The organism is Mucilaginibacter endophyticus, assembly GCF_003351025.1.
Taxonomy (GTDB): Bacteria; Bacteroidota; Bacteroidia; order Sphingobacteriales; family Sphingobacteriaceae; genus Mucilaginibacter; species Mucilaginibacter endophyticus.
Map to the genome: position 1 here is coordinate 1,553,652 of NZ_QPCG01000001.1, position 18,093 is coordinate 1,571,744.

14 protein-coding genes are annotated in these 18,093 nt (G+C 42.7%); 6 read left to right on the forward strand and 8 right to left on the reverse strand.

The window, feature by feature from the left end:
* Positions 1-44 precede the first annotated feature (44 nt).
* From DUL71_RS06330 to ppnP, 3 genes are all read right to left on the reverse strand, one after another.
* The gene (locus DUL71_RS06330; RefSeq protein WP_114937229.1) at positions 45-1,523 is read right to left on the reverse strand and encodes a glutamate synthase subunit beta; all 1,479 of its coding nucleotides are present in this window, start codon (positions 1,521-1,523) and stop codon (positions 45-47) included.
* 3 nt (positions 1,524-1,526) lie between these two features.
* On the reverse strand, positions 1,527-6,044 hold the full coding sequence (gene gltB / locus DUL71_RS06335) for a glutamate synthase large subunit (RefSeq protein WP_114937230.1): 4,518 nt from the start codon (positions 6,042-6,044) through the stop codon (positions 1,527-1,529).
* 686 nt (positions 6,045-6,730) lie between these two features.
* The gene (ppnP, locus tag DUL71_RS06340) at positions 6,731-7,012 is read right to left on the reverse strand and encodes a pyrimidine/purine nucleoside phosphorylase (protein ID WP_114937231.1); all 282 of its coding nucleotides are present in this window, start codon (positions 7,010-7,012) and stop codon (positions 6,731-6,733) included.
* A 164-nt stretch (positions 7,013-7,176) separates the two neighbouring features.
* On the opposite strand from ppnP, the gene DUL71_RS06345 reads away from it, so the two are divergent.
* Complete coding sequence (locus DUL71_RS06345) at positions 7,177-7,743, forward strand: DUF6252 family protein (protein WP_146750091.1); 567 nt, start codon at positions 7,177-7,179, stop codon at positions 7,741-7,743.
* Positions 7,744-7,809: 66 nt separating this feature from the next.
* Here DUL71_RS06345 and DUL71_RS06350 read toward each other — a convergent pair whose 3' ends face one another.
* Positions 7,810-8,268 (reverse strand): hypothetical protein, encoded by a 459-nt coding sequence (locus tag DUL71_RS06350; protein WP_114937232.1) that lies wholly within the window; start codon positions 8,266-8,268, stop codon positions 7,810-7,812.
* Positions 8,269-8,478: 210 nt separating this feature from the next.
* Here DUL71_RS06350 and DUL71_RS06355 point away from each other — a divergent pair, with 210 nt between their 5' ends.
* A complete protein-coding gene (locus tag DUL71_RS06355; RefSeq protein WP_114937233.1) occupies positions 8,479-9,030 on the forward strand; it encodes a sugar O-acetyltransferase in 552 nt (183 codons plus the stop codon).
* Positions 9,031-9,041: 11 nt separating this feature from the next.
* Here the strand turns inward: DUL71_RS06355 and DUL71_RS06360 are convergent, their stop codons facing one another.
* Complete coding sequence (locus DUL71_RS06360) at positions 9,042-9,812, reverse strand: oxygenase MpaB family protein (protein WP_114937234.1); 771 nt, start codon at positions 9,810-9,812, stop codon at positions 9,042-9,044.
* Between the two features lies 1 nt (position 9,813).
* Positions 9,814-10,212 (reverse strand): ribosomal maturation YjgA family protein, encoded by a 399-nt coding sequence (locus DUL71_RS06365; RefSeq protein ID WP_114937235.1) that lies wholly within the window; start codon positions 10,210-10,212, stop codon positions 9,814-9,816.
* Positions 10,213-10,421: 209 nt separating this feature from the next.
* Between DUL71_RS06365 and DUL71_RS06370 the strand changes: the two genes are divergently transcribed.
* Positions 10,422-10,985, forward strand: a complete 564-nt coding sequence (locus DUL71_RS06370) for a KilA-N domain-containing protein (protein WP_112574341.1) — start codon at positions 10,422-10,424, stop codon at positions 10,983-10,985.
* A gap of 232 nt (positions 10,986-11,217) precedes the next feature.
* The gene (locus DUL71_RS06375; RefSeq protein ID WP_114937493.1) at positions 11,218-13,152 is read left to right on the forward strand and encodes an LTA synthase family protein; all 1,935 of its coding nucleotides are present in this window, start codon (positions 11,218-11,220) and stop codon (positions 13,150-13,152) included.
* 3 nt (positions 13,153-13,155) lie between these two features.
* Here the strand turns inward: DUL71_RS06375 and DUL71_RS06380 are convergent, their stop codons facing one another.
* A complete protein-coding gene (locus DUL71_RS06380) occupies positions 13,156-13,938 on the reverse strand; it encodes a hypothetical protein (RefSeq protein ID WP_114937237.1) in 783 nt (260 codons plus the stop codon).
* A gap of 221 nt (positions 13,939-14,159) precedes the next feature.
* Between DUL71_RS06380 and mutS the strand changes: the two genes are divergently transcribed.
* On the forward strand, positions 14,160-16,769 hold the full coding sequence (gene mutS, locus DUL71_RS06385; protein ID WP_114937238.1) for a DNA mismatch repair protein MutS: 2,610 nt from the start codon (positions 14,160-14,162) through the stop codon (positions 16,767-16,769).
* 172 nt (positions 16,770-16,941) lie between these two features.
* Here the strand turns inward: mutS and DUL71_RS06390 are convergent, their stop codons facing one another.
* Positions 16,942-17,358, reverse strand: coding sequence for a hypothetical protein (locus DUL71_RS06390; protein WP_114937239.1), 417 nt, complete (start codon positions 17,356-17,358; stop codon positions 16,942-16,944).
* Between the two features lie 161 nt (positions 17,359-17,519).
* On the opposite strand from DUL71_RS06390, the gene DUL71_RS06395 reads away from it, so the two are divergent.
* The gene (locus DUL71_RS06395; protein ID WP_114937240.1) at positions 17,520-18,086 is read left to right on the forward strand and encodes a C40 family peptidase; all 567 of its coding nucleotides are present in this window, start codon (positions 17,520-17,522) and stop codon (positions 18,084-18,086) included.
* Positions 18,087-18,093 lie beyond the last annotated feature (7 nt).

The following is an 18,093-nucleotide window of genomic DNA, read 5'->3' on the forward strand; positions in this document are numbered from 1 at the left end:
GGCAGGCCAGCTAATCGCTTATTGCCAACCTCCAGACTTTGGCATTAAAACACCTGGTCAAACTGGTTAACGGCATCTTTGCTTTCCAGTAAAGAGTGTCCCATTAAAAACTCGTCAACCTTGCGGGCTGCTTCACGGCCTTCTGATATGGCCCAAACCACCAGTGATTGTCCGCGACGCATGTCGCCTGCTGTAAACACTTTGCTTACGTTGGTACGGTAAACACCTTCTTTGGCTTTAACATTTTTACGGTCATCAATTTCAACGCCAAGCTGACTGATGAATGTATCATGCTGCGGGTGTAAAAAGCCCATAGCCAGGAATACACGCTGACAAGGGATTTCACGCTCAGAGCCTTCAACTACATGGAATTTTACCGGGCGGCCCATGAAGTCCTGTTCCCATTCAACGTCAACTACTCTCAATGCACGCAGATTGCCTTCTTCGTCACCTAAAAACTCTAAGGTATTAACACCCCAGAAACGGTCGGCACCTTCCTCGTGTGAGCTGGTAGTTTTCAGTACCATTGGGTAAGTAGGCCATGGCATATGCTGTGTACGCTGAGCCGGTGGCTGGAACATCACTTCAAATTGCTTGATAGATGCTGCACCCTGACGGTTTGAAGTACCCACACAATCAGATCCGGTGTCACCACCACCAATTACTACAACATCTTTACCGGTAGCTATAATCTCTTCGGCAGTAACATCAATATTGCTTACGCGCTTGTTTTGCTGTTTCAGGAAGTCCATTGCAAAATGGATCCCTTTTAGTTCGCGGCCCGGAATATTCAGGTTACGTGGAATGGTTGAACCACCTGCTAAAATTACGGCATCGTTGTTACGTACCAGTTCATCGGCAGCTACGTTCACGCCAACCTCGCTGTTGTATTTAAATACAACGCCATCTTTTTCCATTACTTCAACACGGCGCTCAACAACCCATTTCTCTAATTTAAAGTCAGGGATACCGTAGCGTAACAATCCACCTGCACGGTCGTCACGTTCGTAAACGGTAACGGTGTGACCAACTTTCACCAGCTGGGCTGCAGCTGCAAGACCTGCCGGGCCTGAACCTACAACGGCTACTTTTTTACCTGTTTTAACAAGCGGAGCAGTTGGTTTTACCAGGTTTTTCTCGTAAGCGATCTCGATGATATGGCGCTCAATTTCCTCAATAGCAACAGGCGGCTTGTTGATGCCTAACACACATGCAGATTCGCAAGGAGCAGGGCAGATACGGCCTGTAAACTCAGGGAAGTTATTAGTTGATGATAATATGTGGTAAGCTTCTTCCCAGTTTTTACGATACACTGCATCGTTAAACTCAGGGATGATGTTACCCAGGGGGCATCCCGAATGGCAGAAAGGGATACCGCAATTCATGCACCTTGCCGATTGCTGGTTAAGCTTCTCTTCGGTGTATAAATTAACAAATTCGTTATAGTTCTTAACGCGTTCAGTAGCCGGAACTTTTGATGGAAGTTCGCGATTAAACTCCTGAAATCCTGTAGGTTTTCCCATTTCTTAGCCTATAGTTTGATATTGTGATTTCTCTAATACTTTTTTATACTCTCTTGGATACACTTTCACGAACTGGGTTGATGCTTCGTTCCAGTTGTTCAGGATCTTTTGTGCAAGCTTACTGCCTGTTAAAGAGATGTGTTTACGCAACAGTGTAAGGATCTGCTCTTCATCCTGCGCGGTTAGCGGGTCAAGGTCAACCATTTCGGTATTACAGTTTTCTGCAAAAGTACCTTCAGGATTATAAACCCATGCTATACCACCGCTCATACCAGCCGCAAAGTTGCGGCCTGTATTACCGAGGATGAGTGCACGGCCACCGGTCATGTACTCGCAACCATGGTCGCCAATACCTTCAACAACTGTGGTAGCACCTGAGTTACGTACCGCGAAACGTTCGCCGGCCATACCGCCTACAAACAACTCGCCCGATGTAGCACCGTAAAGGGCTACGTTACCGATGATGATGTTGTCTTCAGGAACAAAGGTTGCATTAGCTGCCGGATATACGGCTATCTGTGCGCCCGAAAGGCCTTTACCTACGTAGTCATTAGCTTCGCCTTCCAACTCAAAAGAAACGCCTTTAGTAGTGAAAGCAGCAAAGCTTTGACCTGCCGAACCTTTGAATTTGAAGTTAACAGTATTGTCAGGTAAACCTGCCGAACCATAAATCTTCGAGATTTCGTTTGATAACATGGTGCCGATTGTACGGTCAACGTTAATTACATCGAAAGATGCAAATACCGGTGTTTTATCTTTCAAAGCAGGTTTAGCGGCTTCAACAAGTTTCCAGTCAAGGATATTGGCCATGCCATGATCCTGTGATTCGCTGTTGTACAAGGTCATGCCTTTGGTGTTGGTAACCGGGTGCAGGATACCGCTAAGATCAATCTTTTTGGCTTTCCAGCTTTGCAGGTTATCTTTTACTTTCAGGAACTGTACGCGGCCAACCATTTCATGAATGGTACGGAAACCAAGCTCGGCCATGATCTCGCGTAACTCCTCAGCCATAAAGCGGAACAGGTTAACGATATGCTCAGGTTTGCCCGAGAATAGCTTACGTAATTCAGGATCTTGTGTGGCAACACCTACAGGGCAGGTATTCAGGTGGCATTTACGCATCATGATACAACCGCCTGCAACAAGGGCAGCTGTAGCTACACCCCATTCTTCGGCACCCATCAGGGCTGCGATAGCCAAATCGCGACCGGTTTTCAGCTGACCATCTGTTTGTAATACCACACGGCTGCGCAGTTTGTTGCGTACCAATGTTTGGTGTGCTTCGGTTAAACCAAGCTCCCATGGTAAGCCCGCATGTTTGATAGAGCTTATTGGCGATGCACCGGTACCGCCGTCATAGCCGGCAATCAGGATCACATCGGCATGTGCTTTGGCAACACCGGCAGCAATAGTACCTACGCCTGCTTTTGATACCAACTTAACGTTGATACGGGCAGCACGGTTGGCATTTTTAAGGTCGAAGATAAGTTGTGCCAAATCTTCGATAGAGTAAATATCGTGGTGCGGCGGAGGCGAGATCAAACCTACACCCGGGGTAGAGTGACGGGTTTTAGCGATCCAGTCGTCAACCTTGTGGCCCGGCAGCTGCCCACCTTCGCCTGGTTTAGCGCCCTGCGCCATTTTTATCTGTAATTCATCGGCATTGGTAAGGTAGTTTGAAGTTACCCCGAAACGACCAGACGCCACTTGTTTAATAGCTGAGCGCAATGAATCGCCGTTTGGCAATTTATCGTAACGCATTTCGTCTTCACCACCTTCACCGGTATTGCTTTTGCCGCCAATGCGGTTCATGGCAATAGCCATAGTGCTGTGTGCTTCATGCGAGATAGAGCCGAATGACATGGCACCTGTAGCAAAACGCTTCATGATGCTTTCAGCAGGTTCAACCTCATCAATGGTAATTGATTCGCGGTGGTGCGCAAAATCAAGTAAGCCGCGGATGGTGAAATGCTTTTCAGTTTGCTCGTTAACAACCTTAGCGTAGTTTTTATATACCTCGTAGCTATTGCTGCGTGTAGCATGCTGCAACAAGTGAACAGTGGTTGGGTTAAACAAGTGGGCCTCACCACGGCGTTTCCACTGGTAAATACCACCTTCAGGCAACAGGTTATCAGCACCTTTTGCCTCAAAGCCCATTTTGTGTTTGCAAAGTGCTTCGCGGGCAATTTCGTCAAGGCCTAAACCGCCTATACGGGTAACCGCACCATGGAAGTATTTGTCAACTACAGTTTTGTTCAGACCAAGGATCTCGAATACCTGCGCGCCATGGTATGACTGTAAGGTTGAGATACCCATTTTTGAAAAGATCTTCAACAATCCATCGTTAATTGATTTAACGTAGTTGTTTTGTAGTTTTTTAAGATCGTAGCTGGTTTCAAGGCTACCATTGTTTTTAAGCGTTTCGATAGTTGAAAGCGCCAGATATGGGTTGATGGCTGTAGCACCAAAGGCCAGTAAGCAGGCAAAGTGGTGTACTTCCCATGCATCGCCGGTTTCAACAACCAAGCCTACAGCGCCACGGCGACCTTTGCGGATCAGGTGGTGATGTACGGCAGAAACTGCCAGCAGGGTAGGGATAGGGGCATGCTCAGAGTCAACCGCGCGATCTGAAAGGATCAATACCTCGAAGCCGTCATCAACGGCATCTTCGGCGTAGCGGCAAAGGCGGGCAATACCCTTTTCCAATGAACCAGGCAGGCCATCAGCCTTAAAGTATGTTTGCAGTGTTTTAGCGTGGAATAGACCGGTATCGATACTACGCAGTTTTTCTAACTGGTGGTTTTTCAATATCGGGTGTTTTAATACCACGCAATGGCAATGCATTTTATCTTCATCCAACAGGTTGCCATTGTTACCGATGAAGGTAGCAAGGCTCATTACCAAGCGCTCACGGATTGGGTCAATCGGCGGGTTGGTTACCTGGGCGAAGAATTGCTTGAAGTAGCTTGACAGGTGCTGTGGTTTATCCGAAAGGATAGCCAATGGCACGTCGGTACCCATTGAACCTACAGGCTCTTTGCCATCAAGCGCCATTGGCTTAATGATAGTATCGATATCTTCGCGACTGTAACCAAATACCTGCTGGTAACGGTATACAGAAGCTTCAGATAGGCTGGCGAAAGCCAAACGTGGTTCTGAAAGTTCACTCAGGTTAATTTTATAATTTTCAAGCCAACGGCCGTAAGGCTGTTGTGATGCTACTTGTTTCTTGATCTCCTCATCGGTAATGATGCGGCCTTTTTCAGTATCGATCAACAACATTTTACCAGGCTGTAAGCGGCCTTTACGTAAAACAGTGCTTTCGTCGATAGTTAAAGTACCAGCTTCTGATGCAGCTATAACACGGCCATCATTAGTTACCACAAAACGCAGCGGACGCAAGCCGTTACGGTCAAGCAATGCGCCTACCAGTTTACCATCGGTAAAGGTAATTGCAGCAGGGCCGTCCCATGGCTCCATCAGCGTAGCGTGAAACTCATAGAAAGCTTTTTTAAGCGGATCCATTGCTTCGTTGCCATCCCATGCTTCGGGTACCAGCATCATCATTACGTGTGGTAATGAACGGCCTGAGTGCAATAACACTTCGATGATGTTATCCAAACAGGCAGAGTCAGATTGGTTGTTATCAATCACAGGCAATAGCATCTCCATTTCTTCGGCGGTGAAGTATGAAGAAGCGTATGATTTTAAGCCTGCGTAAAACCAGTTTAAGTTACCTGTTAAGGTGTTGATCTCGCCGTTGTGCGCAATTAAGCGGAATGGCTGAGCCAATTTCCATGACGGGAATGTATTGGTTGAAAAACGCGAGTGGATCATGGCAAAGCCAGATGCTATACGCGGATCAGAAAGGTCTGAATAGTATTTACGTAGCTGGTAAGTAGTAAGCTGGCCTTTGTAAATAATTGTTTTACAGCTTAATGATGTAAAATAGAAATTTTCAGAAGCACCGGCTACGGTTTCGGTAATGGTTTTGTTGATATACCTTCTGAGCACGAATAACTTACGCTCAAAATCATCGGCATTGGTAATATGATGCGGACGGGCAATATAAATTTGCTCAACATCGGGCTCGGCCTGACGGGCTGTTTCGCCAATAACCGACGAATCAACTACAAGTTTACGCTCGCCCAGTTTTTGCAAGCCTAATTTTTCAATTGCATTGTTAATAATGGTACGGCAGGCCTTTTTCTGGGCCGAATCCTTGGGTAAGAAAATCATACCTACACCATACTCGCCGGGTTCCGGCAGGCTGATCTCAAGGTTTGAGCATTCTTCCATTAAAAACTCATGGGGTAATTGTATCAATATACCCGCTCCGTCCCCGCTTTCGGGGTCGCATCCGCACGCACCACGGTGCTCCATGTTTTCAAGCATGGTCAACGCGTTATCGATGATTTCGTTGGTTTTATGACCGTTGATGTTGGCTATAAATCCCGTTCCGCACGAATCGTGTTCAAATTCCGGTCTGTAAAGACCCTGGTGGCTATCAGTTTGATCCATTGTTTAAATTAAACCGTTTATAATATTTATAAGGGGTGTAACCACGAAGTTACCAAAACTCAAATAAATTATAAAATTTACGGTAATTTTTAAAGAATTCTAAAAAATCAATTATTTAAATCATAATTATTTAACATTATCTCAACAAAAAGAGATAAATATTATGATGTACAAAATGAAAGTACGAAAAAAATTATTTAGAATCAATATAAAGTTATACCAAACTTGTGCAATACATTTATTAAAGCTGACTTTTTAGCTATAACCAAATTAAATTTTGTGGTGTTTTTCTATATGGTTAGTAGGAATTGTGAGATCGGTTCGTAGTTAGCGGTTCACCAATGATGGTTGGGGGTTGGATTAATTGAGGGAAGTCGAGCTATCGGAGCAATAAACGGCAGAAAGCAACTGAGATGCAAAAGCCTTGTGAAATATGCTCGAAGAATTTTTTGTGCCGAAGGTACACAACCCTTTTGCAAGGTAAACGAACGAATAGTTTAATTGCCTGAACCGGAATTTATAGAATAAAGGAATTACTGAAAGACTTACGAAGTTTTCAAAACTTCGTAAGTCTGAATATTAATTAAATAAGTTTTCCTTATAAATTGTATTGGTGGGAGCGATTACCCTTAGTTAACCATGTGCTATCAACCATGAACCATGATCTATAGGCCATGAACTATCAACTACCTATAAGTACACAAATAAGAGCTCTGTACTTCTGTTTTTACTTTAAATGAGGTGTTGGCCTCAATTTCAAATGTTTGCCCGCCTGTAAATGTTTGCCAATTGTCCTGGCCTGGCAGCAAGGCTTCAAGACTGCCTTCAATTACGGTCATGGTTTCGTGGCTTGATGTGCCAAATTCATATTCGCCGGGTTCAATAACACCAATGGTTGAGCGCCCCAGAGGGGTAGTATATGCCAGTGACTTCACGGCACCTTCAAAATATTCGTTTACGTTGATCATGTTTAAAAATTTCGGCCTAATATGGTTAAATAAAATGATTTGTATTATAATTGGGGCTTAACTATTGAAAGCCGCCGCATTGGCGAATGTTAAAATATGTGAAAAAAGTAATTTCGGTTGTGATTATTACTTCTTAAACATCGTTATTTGCATAAAATTTATATATGAGGAAAATCCAACTATTAATGCTGTTCGTTTTATCAGCTATAATATTCCAGGGCTGTAAAAAGGACGTTGTTACTTCTGCTTCTACTACTTCCGATCAAATACTTGCTGCTACTATAAACGGTACATCGTGGATTCCGGATGATGTTACCGCTACGATAACTTATGATACCGACGCTAAAACAAAATCATTTAATGTTGTTGGTACTGCCGACCTGAAAAGGGTAAAATGGACTATTACATTAAGTGATGCCACTGCTACCAATGTTAACACTTTTCCACTCGCCACTTATAAGGTTGATGCTACCAACAGGGTACAGATGGCTTATTTTACTTCGGCAGGTGGGGTGGAATATGACCAGGTTGGTGTTGTTGAATCGGGATCTGGATCTATTATAATTACCGCTATTGATCCAACCAAAAACTTGATAACAGGTACATATAGCATGACCACTAAGAAAGTGAATTATAATCAGGATGGTTCTATTGAATCTATTGAAACGTCTCAGATTGCAAGTGGAACGTTCACTAATTTACCTTATACATTTGGTCAAAGCGCTCAATAAGATATCAAATTATAAAATAAAAAGCCCTGAAGTGTTTATGCTTCAGGGCTTTTTATTTTGATCTCCTTATTGATAATGGCTAGGGTTTGTTGGTGTTGATGGATTAGGTGTTGGACTTGGTGTAGTTGGGCTCGACGGATTAGGTGTTGGGCTTGGGGTTGGCGCCGGAGTTGGCATATTTGGTGTGCTTGGCTGAGGCACCGGGTTTGGTGTATTAGGTGTTGGTGATGGGTTTGGCGTAGGCGTTGGTGTAGGAGCAGGTGTCGGTGTTGGCACCGGCATCGGCACACGGTTTGGATCCGTAGGTGTTGGTGTAGGTGCAGGATTTGGCGCCGGATCTGTTGGTTTTGGGGTTGGATCCGGTGTTTTTGGTTTCTTTTTATTTTTACCTGGTACGGTATCGGTTGCCATGCTGTACTTCGCTATTGAAACGCCGTTATTTTGAGACTTGTGGCCGTTGGCTGATGCAAATGAGCCAGCTAATGACAGGGCGATAGCTGCTGCTGCAATTCTTAGATTTTTCATATTTTTTTCTTTTTATTTATGAAAAGTTAACTAATAATATAACGTAGCGAGACTGTAAGAGTTTTAAAAAATTGAAATGAATCTAAGCTCCGTACTTGTTAATGGTGATTTTGCTATTCGTGATGCTGTAGCCGGATTCGTAAATGATTAATGTATTGCCAGTTTAAACCGCAAGCATTTATATTTGCAATACACCTGCAAACATTACCTATGACCGAACTTGAAAAAATGATAGCCGGCGAACTTTATAACGCCGGCGATGCTGAGCTTGTAGCCGCTCGTTCAAAAGCGCGACAACTATTTACACAATATAATGCTGCCAGTTATGACGACAAGGAAACTAAAACTGCCATGCTAAAACAATTGCTTGGAAATTTTAAAGGTAATATAGATATCCAGTCGCCATTTTACTGCGATTATGGTTTTAATATCACAGCCGGCGATAACCTGTTCCTGAATTTCAATTGTATCATACTGGACTGTGCCCGTGTTACCTTTGGTGATAATGTTTTCCTTGCGCCTAATGTACAGCTTTATACAGCGTATCACCCTCTAATAGCTGCTGAACGAATTAAAGGACCGGAATATGCTGCGCCCATTACCATTGGCGATAATGTGTGGCTGGGCGGTGGCGTAATTGTATGCCCGGGTGTTACTATCGGCGACAATACTACCATAGGTGCCGGAAGTGTAGTAACCAAAGATATCCCCGCAAATGTGTTAGCCGTCGGAAACCCTTGCCGGGTAATCAGGTCGCTTTGATTTGGTTAGGATTAGCCAAAAGCATAAGGTTGATCCATTCCCTGGATCTGGATTTTGTATTGTGCAGGGAGAAGAGCATCCCTTAAAAACTTTCCTGGTTTAAGATTTTTTGTAACCTTATATATTTTTAATACGGGCCAAAGCCAGGCGGTTTTGCCCAACGGTAGTTGTTGGCTAACTTGTGTTGGTACGGTTAGTAATTGCGCCTGTTTTAGGATCTGATAACGAACAAAACCAAGATGCTTTTTGTATTGATGATACAAATCAATAGTAAAAGCGCTATTGATGAGGTCGGTTTCAAGATGTTCCCCGCGCATTTGCAGGTATTGCTGATAATCGGCAGGCAAACCTGTTAAACGCATCCGTTCACCAACCTGATTAAATACGTTAAACACTTCAGTCTTTTCGGCTACACTTAAGGGATTTTCCAACAATTCATATGAGCGGATGGATAGGTCTATGAGTAAGAATAATACATCGCGATAGGTCCAGTCAGGTATTTGTGAGCCGCGAGATGTTTCAACGCCTTTGTGAATAGCAGTTATTTTATCGATAGCCTTCAAAGCTGCTTCACGCTCCGAAAAGAGAATCTGCCGGGAATAAGCCACCGTGCTAAACAGACGGCCCAAAGGATCTGCCGGAAGCTTACCTGTAAAATAAAGCCAATCGACGGCTTTATTTAGCGCAAACTCAGCTGCCGCGCCCGCAAAAATAAACAGGATGGTATCTGCCTTCCCCCAAATCCTGCGCACTATCGAATGTTCATCCACAAAAAGTTCCATACTATATAATGTTAGCTTTTGACAAGTTGTTTTTGGCCTGCCTGTAAAATAGTTCGGCTATTATTACTATAAATATGCCCACAGTATAACAAAGTATATCTCCCGATGAAAATGATTGCCCAAGTAGTATGGCAGCCAATTTTGAGTTTTGTAAACCAAGGTGCTTAAGTAAGTTAAAGTACTGGGAAATTTCAACTATGTAAGAAAAGAACAACGCACCGATTGCAGCTTTAATCCAGGAGATATCGATCACGGTTTTTACAAAGCAATAAATAAGGATAACCACTAAAAGATCGCCGCCAAAAGGGCGAATAAGGTCATCATGTATGTATACACCGATAAACACTTCAATTATAAAAAGTAGTAAAGTTAAGATGGCGTATGTTTTGTTTAATTTCATTTGGTTTTATAAAAGTACTTTGTGTTTCAAAGTTAATAAATGTTTTTATATCCGCAATCGGCAAACCTATTTTTTATCCTTGGGGAGGGCTGTTCTTTATCTGAGCTGCTAACTTTTGTGGTCTTTTATGATTGTTTAAAACTTGAATGCTAATTTTTATAGTTTTTAAATTGCAACTGGTATACTTGTATTTTAATTTAAGCAGGTATATGGTAAACGCAGTTTTTGAGTTTGAATTTAATAATCAGGTTATTGAGTTTGATATAAGCGATAAGGATTTGATGATAAACGCCACAGAGATGGGCAAAATATTCGGAAAAAATCCGGCCGAGTTTTTAAAGTTGAAGCAAACCAAAGATTTTATAGAAGAACTGAAAAATTTGCCCTTACCTTTTAATGAAGCAAACGAAGAGCGGAGCTATGCCGATAGTCAGGCCGATCTGGAATCGATGATATTTGTAAATAAGATAGATGGTTTATGGATGTGCGAGATCCTGGCATTGAAATTTGCCGGCTGGCTAAACCCTAAATTTGAGGTTTGGGTTTACAGTACCATACGGGAGTTTCTACCCAATTTGCGGGATAATAATGAAGCCTACAAGCAAATTGTAAAGTTTGAAGATCAACTGGAAAAGCTGGTGAAAAAATTACAAGGCAATGCAGATTTCCAATCGTATATGCTATTGCAGGAAAAGCTGAAAAAGCTGCCTTACAGGATCAAACGAAATAACCAGGCTACTTTAAGACAGTATAGGCAGTTAAAGGCAATCTAATAATTTTCTGCGGAGAAGGCATGTCGCCTTCTCCGCTTTACTTTCCTCTTTCGACAATATTGCCAAACCCTGTTTTGCCAACTTAATGTCATTAAATCGCTGTTGATTTAGTATTAAATAATTGTAATCCTATTTTTTTTACTTTCGCTTTTTATTAGTTCCCGGCGCAAACCAGGTTTGATCATCTCCTGCCGATCAGTCCTTGGGGGAAGCTAAAAGCAACGTGTTTTTCATGGAAAGTAAATTAAGGTTGGCCGAATATAAAGTGCTTTTATACAGGCTGTTTTTGGGGTATTTGTTTTATTTTATTGCAAGGGTACTGTTCTTTGCATTTAATACGCACTTGTTTGCTGTTGATAGTTCCTGGGCATTGCTTAGGTTATGCTATTACGGTATGGCCTTTGATACTACCGCGCTGCTTTACATCAATAGCCTGTTTATTTTACTTAGCGTTTTGCCGCTAACCATTAATACCCGGCCTAAGTTTCAAAAGGGGATGGCCATCCTGTACTTTGTTACCAATTTACTTGCGTACGCTACCAACTTTGTCGATATTATTTACTACCGCTTTAGCCAGGTGCGCTCAACCAAAGCTACACTTGATGTACTTGCCGACGAGAATAATAAGAAGTTGTTGTTCACTCATTTTTCCGAGGCTTATTGGTATGTAGTGTTCATATTTATTCTGTGCGCTGTTTGCTGGATCTGGCTGTATCGGCGTGTAAAGTTGAAACCCTCGAAGGTGACTGATAAGAAAATATATTTCTCATCATCTGTAGTTTCGTTTCTGCTGATCCTTGCATTGGTTATTGGCGGGATTCGTGGTGATTTTGCCCATAGCACAAGGCCCATTAATATGGTTGATGCCTATAAACATATCACGGTACCTAATCAGGGCGATATCGTGCTAAATACGCCTTTCGCTATTTTTCGTACACTGGGTACCAACAATTATAAGCTTCAGCATTGGGCGGATGAGGCTTACATCAGCACCAACATAAAACCCATAAAACAATATAAAACCAAACCTGCTAATAAACCCAATGTAGTGATCATCATATTGGAAAGCATGGCCCGCGAGTATTGGGGTAGCATGAACCGCGATGTTAATATACCGGGCTTTAAATCATACACACCGTTTTTAGATTCCTTATCCAACAGTAGCCTGATATTTACTAATGCTTATGCAACGGGCAGGCAATCTATTCATGCGGTGTCGTCGGTTATAGCGGGTATTCCTTCGTTTCAGAATGCCTTTACATCATCGCCTTACGCCAAGCAAAAAATCCAGTCGGTGGTATCCATTTGTGATAGCATGGGGTATGAAACCTCTTTCTTCCATGGTGCCGCTAACGGTTCGATGGGTTTTCAGGGTTTTGGCAGTATTTTGGGATACCAGCATTATTATGGCCGTACGGAGTACAATGATGATAAAGACTTTGACGGTATCTGGGGTATTTGGGACGAGCACTTTTTCCCGTTCATGGGTCGCACGCTTAGCGCGCAGAAACAACCCTTTATGGCCACACTTTTCACCCTGTCGTCGCATGACCCTTATCAGTTGCCCGAAAAATATAAAGCAAGATTTAAAGGAGGGCCGCTGGCTATTGATAAATGCGTTCAATATACGGATAATGCTTTGCGAATCTTTTTTAACTACGCTAAAACACAGCCATGGTTCAATAATACCATTTTTGTGATCACTGCCGATCATACCAGCCAGACATATTATCCCGAATACAGTAAACAGGTTAACCGTTTTGCCGTACCCATCCTTTTTTATAGCGCCAATAACGCCTATAACTTAAAAGGTGTACGTACAGATCTGGCTTCGCAAATGGATGTTTATCCAACGGTTGTTGATCTGATAGGTTATAACAAACCCTTCAGGTCATGGGGGAGGAGCCTGGTAAGTAATTTGCCAGATGAACAGCCTAAAGTGATCAATTCAACGGGTAATATTTACCAGTTTATGCAGGGCAATTATACTTACTTGTTCGACGGCAAAAACTTCACCGGCATTTTTGATGTGAACGATAAAGGATTGGAGAAAAACCTGATGGCCACACAGCCTAACGCCGAAATGCAAAAAGGTATGCAGGATTGCAAAGCCCTGATCCAGGATTATGCGGACAGGATTGTGAATGGGAAACTGGTGGCGAAGTAGTAATTAATAGGTATATTCTCTTTTTTTATCAGAATATAGTTGTTTTTTATGCTCGCCGTTTGATTTGGTACTTATTTCGTAAGTGGTTTCGTTAATGCAGTTGCCGCGGGAATCATAGGTTAATGTGGCTTCAAAAAAGGTTTTATTTCCTTTGTAATCTTTTCTTATCCAGTTTACTAAATCGCCTTGTGGATTAAAAGTCATACCTTCATCTGGCATTATGATGTTTTTCTTAAAATTGATTGTTGAGGTATCTGTATTCAAGATGGTGCCATCCGGTTTTATCACAGAGGTGATTACCTTATTCTTGTCATACAAGTAAGTCGCAGTTTCTTTACCGTAAGGACTACCGTCAGCCGCAAATCCAGAAATTTCAACAGGGTTACCACGTTCATTATTTGCAATTTCGTAATGCTCAAATACATTGCCCGCTATGTTTTGGTAGATGATCTGCACCAAAAAATGCTGGTTATTGTATTGATATGTTATTACGTGTTTCTGCAAGCCTAAGATAGTCCAGCTTTCCGCAGTACTTGATAAAATCAACCTGTTGGTGGTGTCATTGATTCGGGCAAGTCGTAAATTAAGTTTGTTATCATCATCAAAACGCTCTTCTGTTACAAGCATGCCTGCGTTATCAAACTTTTTTACGCTTTTGTTTTTGCTATTACCTCTGTTTCCATAAAATGTCGTGGTTTCAGTTATTTTTTTAGGTCGGGCACCTTTATAGTCGCGTTCTTCATTTAGGTGTAAAGCGCTGTATATATTTTGCGCACTTGCCAGCATTGGTATTAAAATAAATATGTAAGAGATTGTTAGCTTATGTATGGTATTTACGCACATAAGGTTTAGCGTTTGTTGTGAAATAGATTATAAGTTTTTCAAAAGTAATATAAGGCGGATAGTTTGTTTTACCCACATATTCCACACCTCCTCAACTTTTCAACAATGCCCTAAAACACCTGGCAATGCATTAACTTTACCCGATTAACAGAAGGAGTAACCGCTTGGCTAAAGATACTACCAAAGAAACCCCCTTAATGCAGCAATATAATGCTATCAAAGTGAAGTACCCCGGTGCTTTGCTGCTGTTTAGGGTGGGCGATTTTTATGAAACATTTGGCGAAGACGCCGTAAAGGCTGCCGGCATTTTGGGCATAGTACTAACCCGCCGGGCAAACGGCGCTGCTACACATATTGAGCTTGCCGGTTTTCCGCACCATTCACTGGATACTTACCTGCCTAAACTGGTAAGGGCAGGGCAGCGTGTGGCCATCTGCGATCAGCTGGAAGATCCTAAAACTACCAAAACTATTGTTAAGCGTGGCGTAACCGAGTTGGTTACACCCGGTGTAGCTACTAACGATAACATCCTGCACCAAAAGAGCAATAACTACCTGGCATCGCTTCATTTTGAGAAAAACAGCATCGGTATTGCCCTCATAGATATTTCGACCGGCGAGTTCATGACCGCGCAGGGTAACAGCGACTATATTGATAAATTGCTGCAAAGTTTTTCGCCCAGTGAGGTGATCTATCCTAAAAGTCGCACACGCGATTTTAAGGATACCTATGGCGACCGCTTTTATACCTATGCCCTTGATGAGTGGCCTTACAGTGGCGATTATGCCAACGAAACATTGCTTAAACATTTCGGCGTTAAATCGTTAAAAGGTTTTGGTATCGATAAGCTGAATTTAGGCATTATTGCTGCCGGGGTCGCTATCCATTATCTCAACGAAACCGAACACAGGAATCTTGGGCACATTTCTGCCATCAGCAGGATAGAGGAAGACAGGTACCTTTGGCTCGACAGGTTCAGTATCCGTAACCTGGAATTGGTAGGCTCTGCCAATGAAAATGCCATGACCCTGGTTGATGTGCTTGATCATACCTGCTCGCCAATGGGGGCACGTTTGCTGCGCCGCTGGATTGTGATGCCGTTAAAGCAGATCAAAGCTATCAACGACCGTTTAGGTGTGGTTGAATACCTGATTGGCAACGAGGAGTTGAGAGAAGAGTTATTGCAGTACCTGCGCCAGATAGGTGATCTGGAAAGGCTTATTTCAAAAATAGGTTTGCAAAAAGCCAACCCACGCGAGGTTTGCCAATTAAAAAAGGCCTTAACAGCCATATCATACATCAAGCGTATAGCCGAATCATCGGAAAGCGCACCGTTACGCGCTATTGGTGAACAATTGAATCCCTGCACGCTGATCTGCGAAAAGATAGAGCGAGAATTGAATCCCGAGCCGCCGGTAATGCTGGTAAAAGGTTCGGTGATGAACGAGGGGATTAATGAAGAGCTTGACCGGTTGCGCAAGATCGCTTTTGGGGGCAAAGGCTACCTGCTGGAGATTCAGAAACGCGAAGCCGAGTTAACCGGAATTCCATCACTTAAAGTATCGTTCAATAATGTGTTTGGTTATTACCTGGAGGTTACGCACAGTCATCGTGATAAGGTACCAACCGAATGGATCCGTAAGCAAACGCTGGTTAACGCCGAGCGTTACATTACCCCCGAACTTAAAGAATACGAAGAGCAAATTTTAGGTGCTGAAGAAAAGATTCTGGCACTTGAAACTCAGCTATACAATGACTTGCTGTATTCGCTTGCCGAATATATTAAGCCTATCCAACTTAATGCCCAGCTTATTGCCCGTTTGGACGTGTTGCTGAACTTTGCAACCATCTCCATAAAAAATTACTACGTAAAGCCGGAGATTAATGAAAGTAAGGTACTTGATATTGCAGGTGGCCGCCACCCGGTTATTGAGAAGAACCTGCCGATAGGTGAGGAATACATTACCAACAGTGTATACCTCGATTCGGAAACCCAGCAGATCATCATTATTACAGGCCCCAATATGGCCGGTAAATCAGCCTTGTTAAGACAAACCGGTTTAATTGTACTGATGGCCCAGATGGGATGCTTTGTGCCTGCCAAGGCTGCTACTATAGGCTTGGTTGATAAGATATTTACAAGGGTAGGGGCATCAGATAACCTTTCGTCCGGCGAATCAACGTTCATGGTAGAGATGAACGAAACTGCCAGTATCCTCAACAACCTGAGCGATAGGAGCCTGATCCTGTTGGATGAGATTGGTCGCGGTACATCAACCTATGATGGTATCTCCATTGCCTGGTCAATTGCCGAGTATTTGCATAATCATCCAGCCGCGAGGGCTAAAACGCTTTTTGCTACGCATTATCATGAGTTGAATGAACTCAGCAATTCGTTTAACCGCATTAAAAACTTTAATGTATCGGTAAAAGAGGTTGGCCAGCAGATCATCTTTTTGCGTAAGCTGGTACCCGGCGGCAGCGAGCATAGCTTTGGTATTCACGTTGCAAAACTGGCCGGCATGCCATCAAAAGTACTTTCCCGTGCCAACGAAATCTTAAAGAAACTGGAAAACGAACGCACCGGCGGCGAACATATCAAAGAAAGTATCCGTAAGGTGCAGAAACAAGCTGTACAGATGCAGATGTTTTCTATTGACGACCCGGTACTGGTAAAAATCCGCGATACCCTGAATAACCTCGATGTAAACACACTTACCCCGGTTGAAGCACTCATGAAGCTGGATGAAATTCAAAGGGTGGTGAAGGGTTGATTGTTAGATGTGCAGATTTTAGATGTGCAAATGTGCAGATTGTTCGAACCCTGATCTTCCGCTCAGAAACTTACGAAGTTTTTAAAACTTCGTAAGTTTGGCTTTTTCAGCCTTCTCTGGCGCAAGTATTGTGCAACTGCCTCCGGGGAGCTTACTTGTGCCTTTCATAAACCTATTTTTCAGTAATTGTTATGTTTCCGCCTTTGCCGGCTGTTTTGTAAACATCAATCATAATAGTTACATGAGTGTCTCCATATTGATAAAAGATGGATGCACCATTGTTGTCTTTGAGGATGAGCGGGTATTTTATTTGTTTAATTAAGGCATTAATAAAAGTTTTGTTGGGAGATCTGTAAGTTGCTCCTCTATGATTGTAATCAATAAGTTCTTCGTTTAGGGTCGATGCGTTTTTAATAAATCTGGGTACTGGATACGGCCTTGCATCCTTTGAAAAGAGAAATGGTTTGCTAATGAGATAATTTGAATCTTTTTCTTTTAAAAGATGGTGCAGATTATCAAAAGTCAGGCTTTGTCCGTATAAACTAATGCTGCAAATTAAACAGGGAATAAATAAAAATAGCTTCTTCATTAAATCATATTATGCTGCAAAATAATAAAATTAGCGAAACTATACTGCTGGCGACTTAGCATCTGCACATCTGAAATCTGCACACCTGCACATCTACTCCCATGTTGATATGTTAAAAACATCTGTATCATAGCAATAAACTTTAAAGCTAATTTTACTTCATGAGCATATACCTGCGTCGTAGTTTTTATTTGTTTATATTTTTCCTTTCCCCATTTATATTAAGTTCATGTCACTCGCGCAAGGCCGCAATGCGCGGCCAGCCGGGTGAGGTGGTTAATCCTTCGCCTGATATCGCTTCAAAATACTCTGAAATTATGGGAGTAAGCAGGGGAGATATCCAGAATGGCCGCCTTTATGCTTTTATTGATCAGTGGATGGGGACGCCTTACAAATTTGGCGGCCTTGATAAAGACGGGGTTGATTGTTCCGGACTGACTTTTTTACTGGAGCAACAGGTTTATGGTATCACCATTCCGCGCATGACCAGTAAGCAGATCACCGTAATAAAACGAAAATACGAGGATGAGCTAAAGGAAGGGGACCTGGTATTTTTTGATTTCGACGGTAAGCAATTTAGTCATGTAGGGGTATACCTTCAGAACGGCTATGTGGTACACGCCAGTTCACGCCGGGGGGTGATCATCGTCAAACTTCGTGATCCATCGTTATATAAATACTTTTCAAGGGCCGGGTCAATTGAAAATGTTACCACCAGCATGAACTAAATAATCC

What these genes read in the sequence shown, in the direction of transcription:
- DUL71_RS06395 (WP_114937240.1), top strand. Translation starts at nt 17,520, where the DNA reads ATGAGCATATACCTGCGTCGTAGTTTTTATTTGTTTATATTTTTCCTT.
- DUL71_RS06360 (WP_114937234.1), bottom strand. Translation starts at nt 9,812, where the DNA reads ATGGAACTTTTTGTGGATGAACATTCGATAGTGCGCAGGATTTGGGGG.
- DUL71_RS06345 (WP_146750091.1), top strand. Translation starts at nt 7,177, where the DNA reads ATGAGGAAAATCCAACTATTAATGCTGTTCGTTTTATCAGCTATAATA.
- DUL71_RS06375 (WP_114937493.1), top strand. Translation starts at nt 11,218, where the DNA reads ATGGAAAGTAAATTAAGGTTGGCCGAATATAAAGTGCTTTTATACAGG.
- DUL71_RS06350 (WP_114937232.1), bottom strand. Translation starts at nt 8,268, where the DNA reads ATGAAAAATCTAAGAATTGCAGCAGCAGCTATCGCCCTGTCATTAGCT.
- ppnP (WP_114937231.1), bottom strand. Translation starts at nt 7,012, where the DNA reads ATGATCAACGTAAACGAATATTTTGAAGGTGCCGTGAAGTCACTGGCA.
- gltB (WP_114937230.1), bottom strand. Translation starts at nt 6,044, where the DNA reads ATGGATCAAACTGATAGCCACCAGGGTCTTTACAGACCGGAATTTGAA.
- DUL71_RS06390 (WP_114937239.1), bottom strand. Translation starts at nt 17,358, where the DNA reads ATGAAGAAGCTATTTTTATTTATTCCCTGTTTAATTTGCAGCATTAGT.
- DUL71_RS06370 (WP_112574341.1), top strand. Translation starts at nt 10,422, where the DNA reads ATGGTAAACGCAGTTTTTGAGTTTGAATTTAATAATCAGGTTATTGAG.
- DUL71_RS06355 (WP_114937233.1), top strand. Translation starts at nt 8,479, where the DNA reads ATGACCGAACTTGAAAAAATGATAGCCGGCGAACTTTATAACGCCGGC.
- DUL71_RS06330 (WP_114937229.1), bottom strand. Translation starts at nt 1,523, where the DNA reads ATGGGAAAACCTACAGGATTTCAGGAGTTTAATCGCGAACTTCCATCA.
- DUL71_RS06380 (WP_114937237.1), bottom strand. Translation starts at nt 13,938, where the DNA reads ATGCTGGCAAGTGCGCAAAATATATACAGCGCTTTACACCTAAATGAA.
- DUL71_RS06365 (WP_114937235.1), bottom strand. Translation starts at nt 10,212, where the DNA reads ATGAAATTAAACAAAACATACGCCATCTTAACTTTACTACTTTTTATA.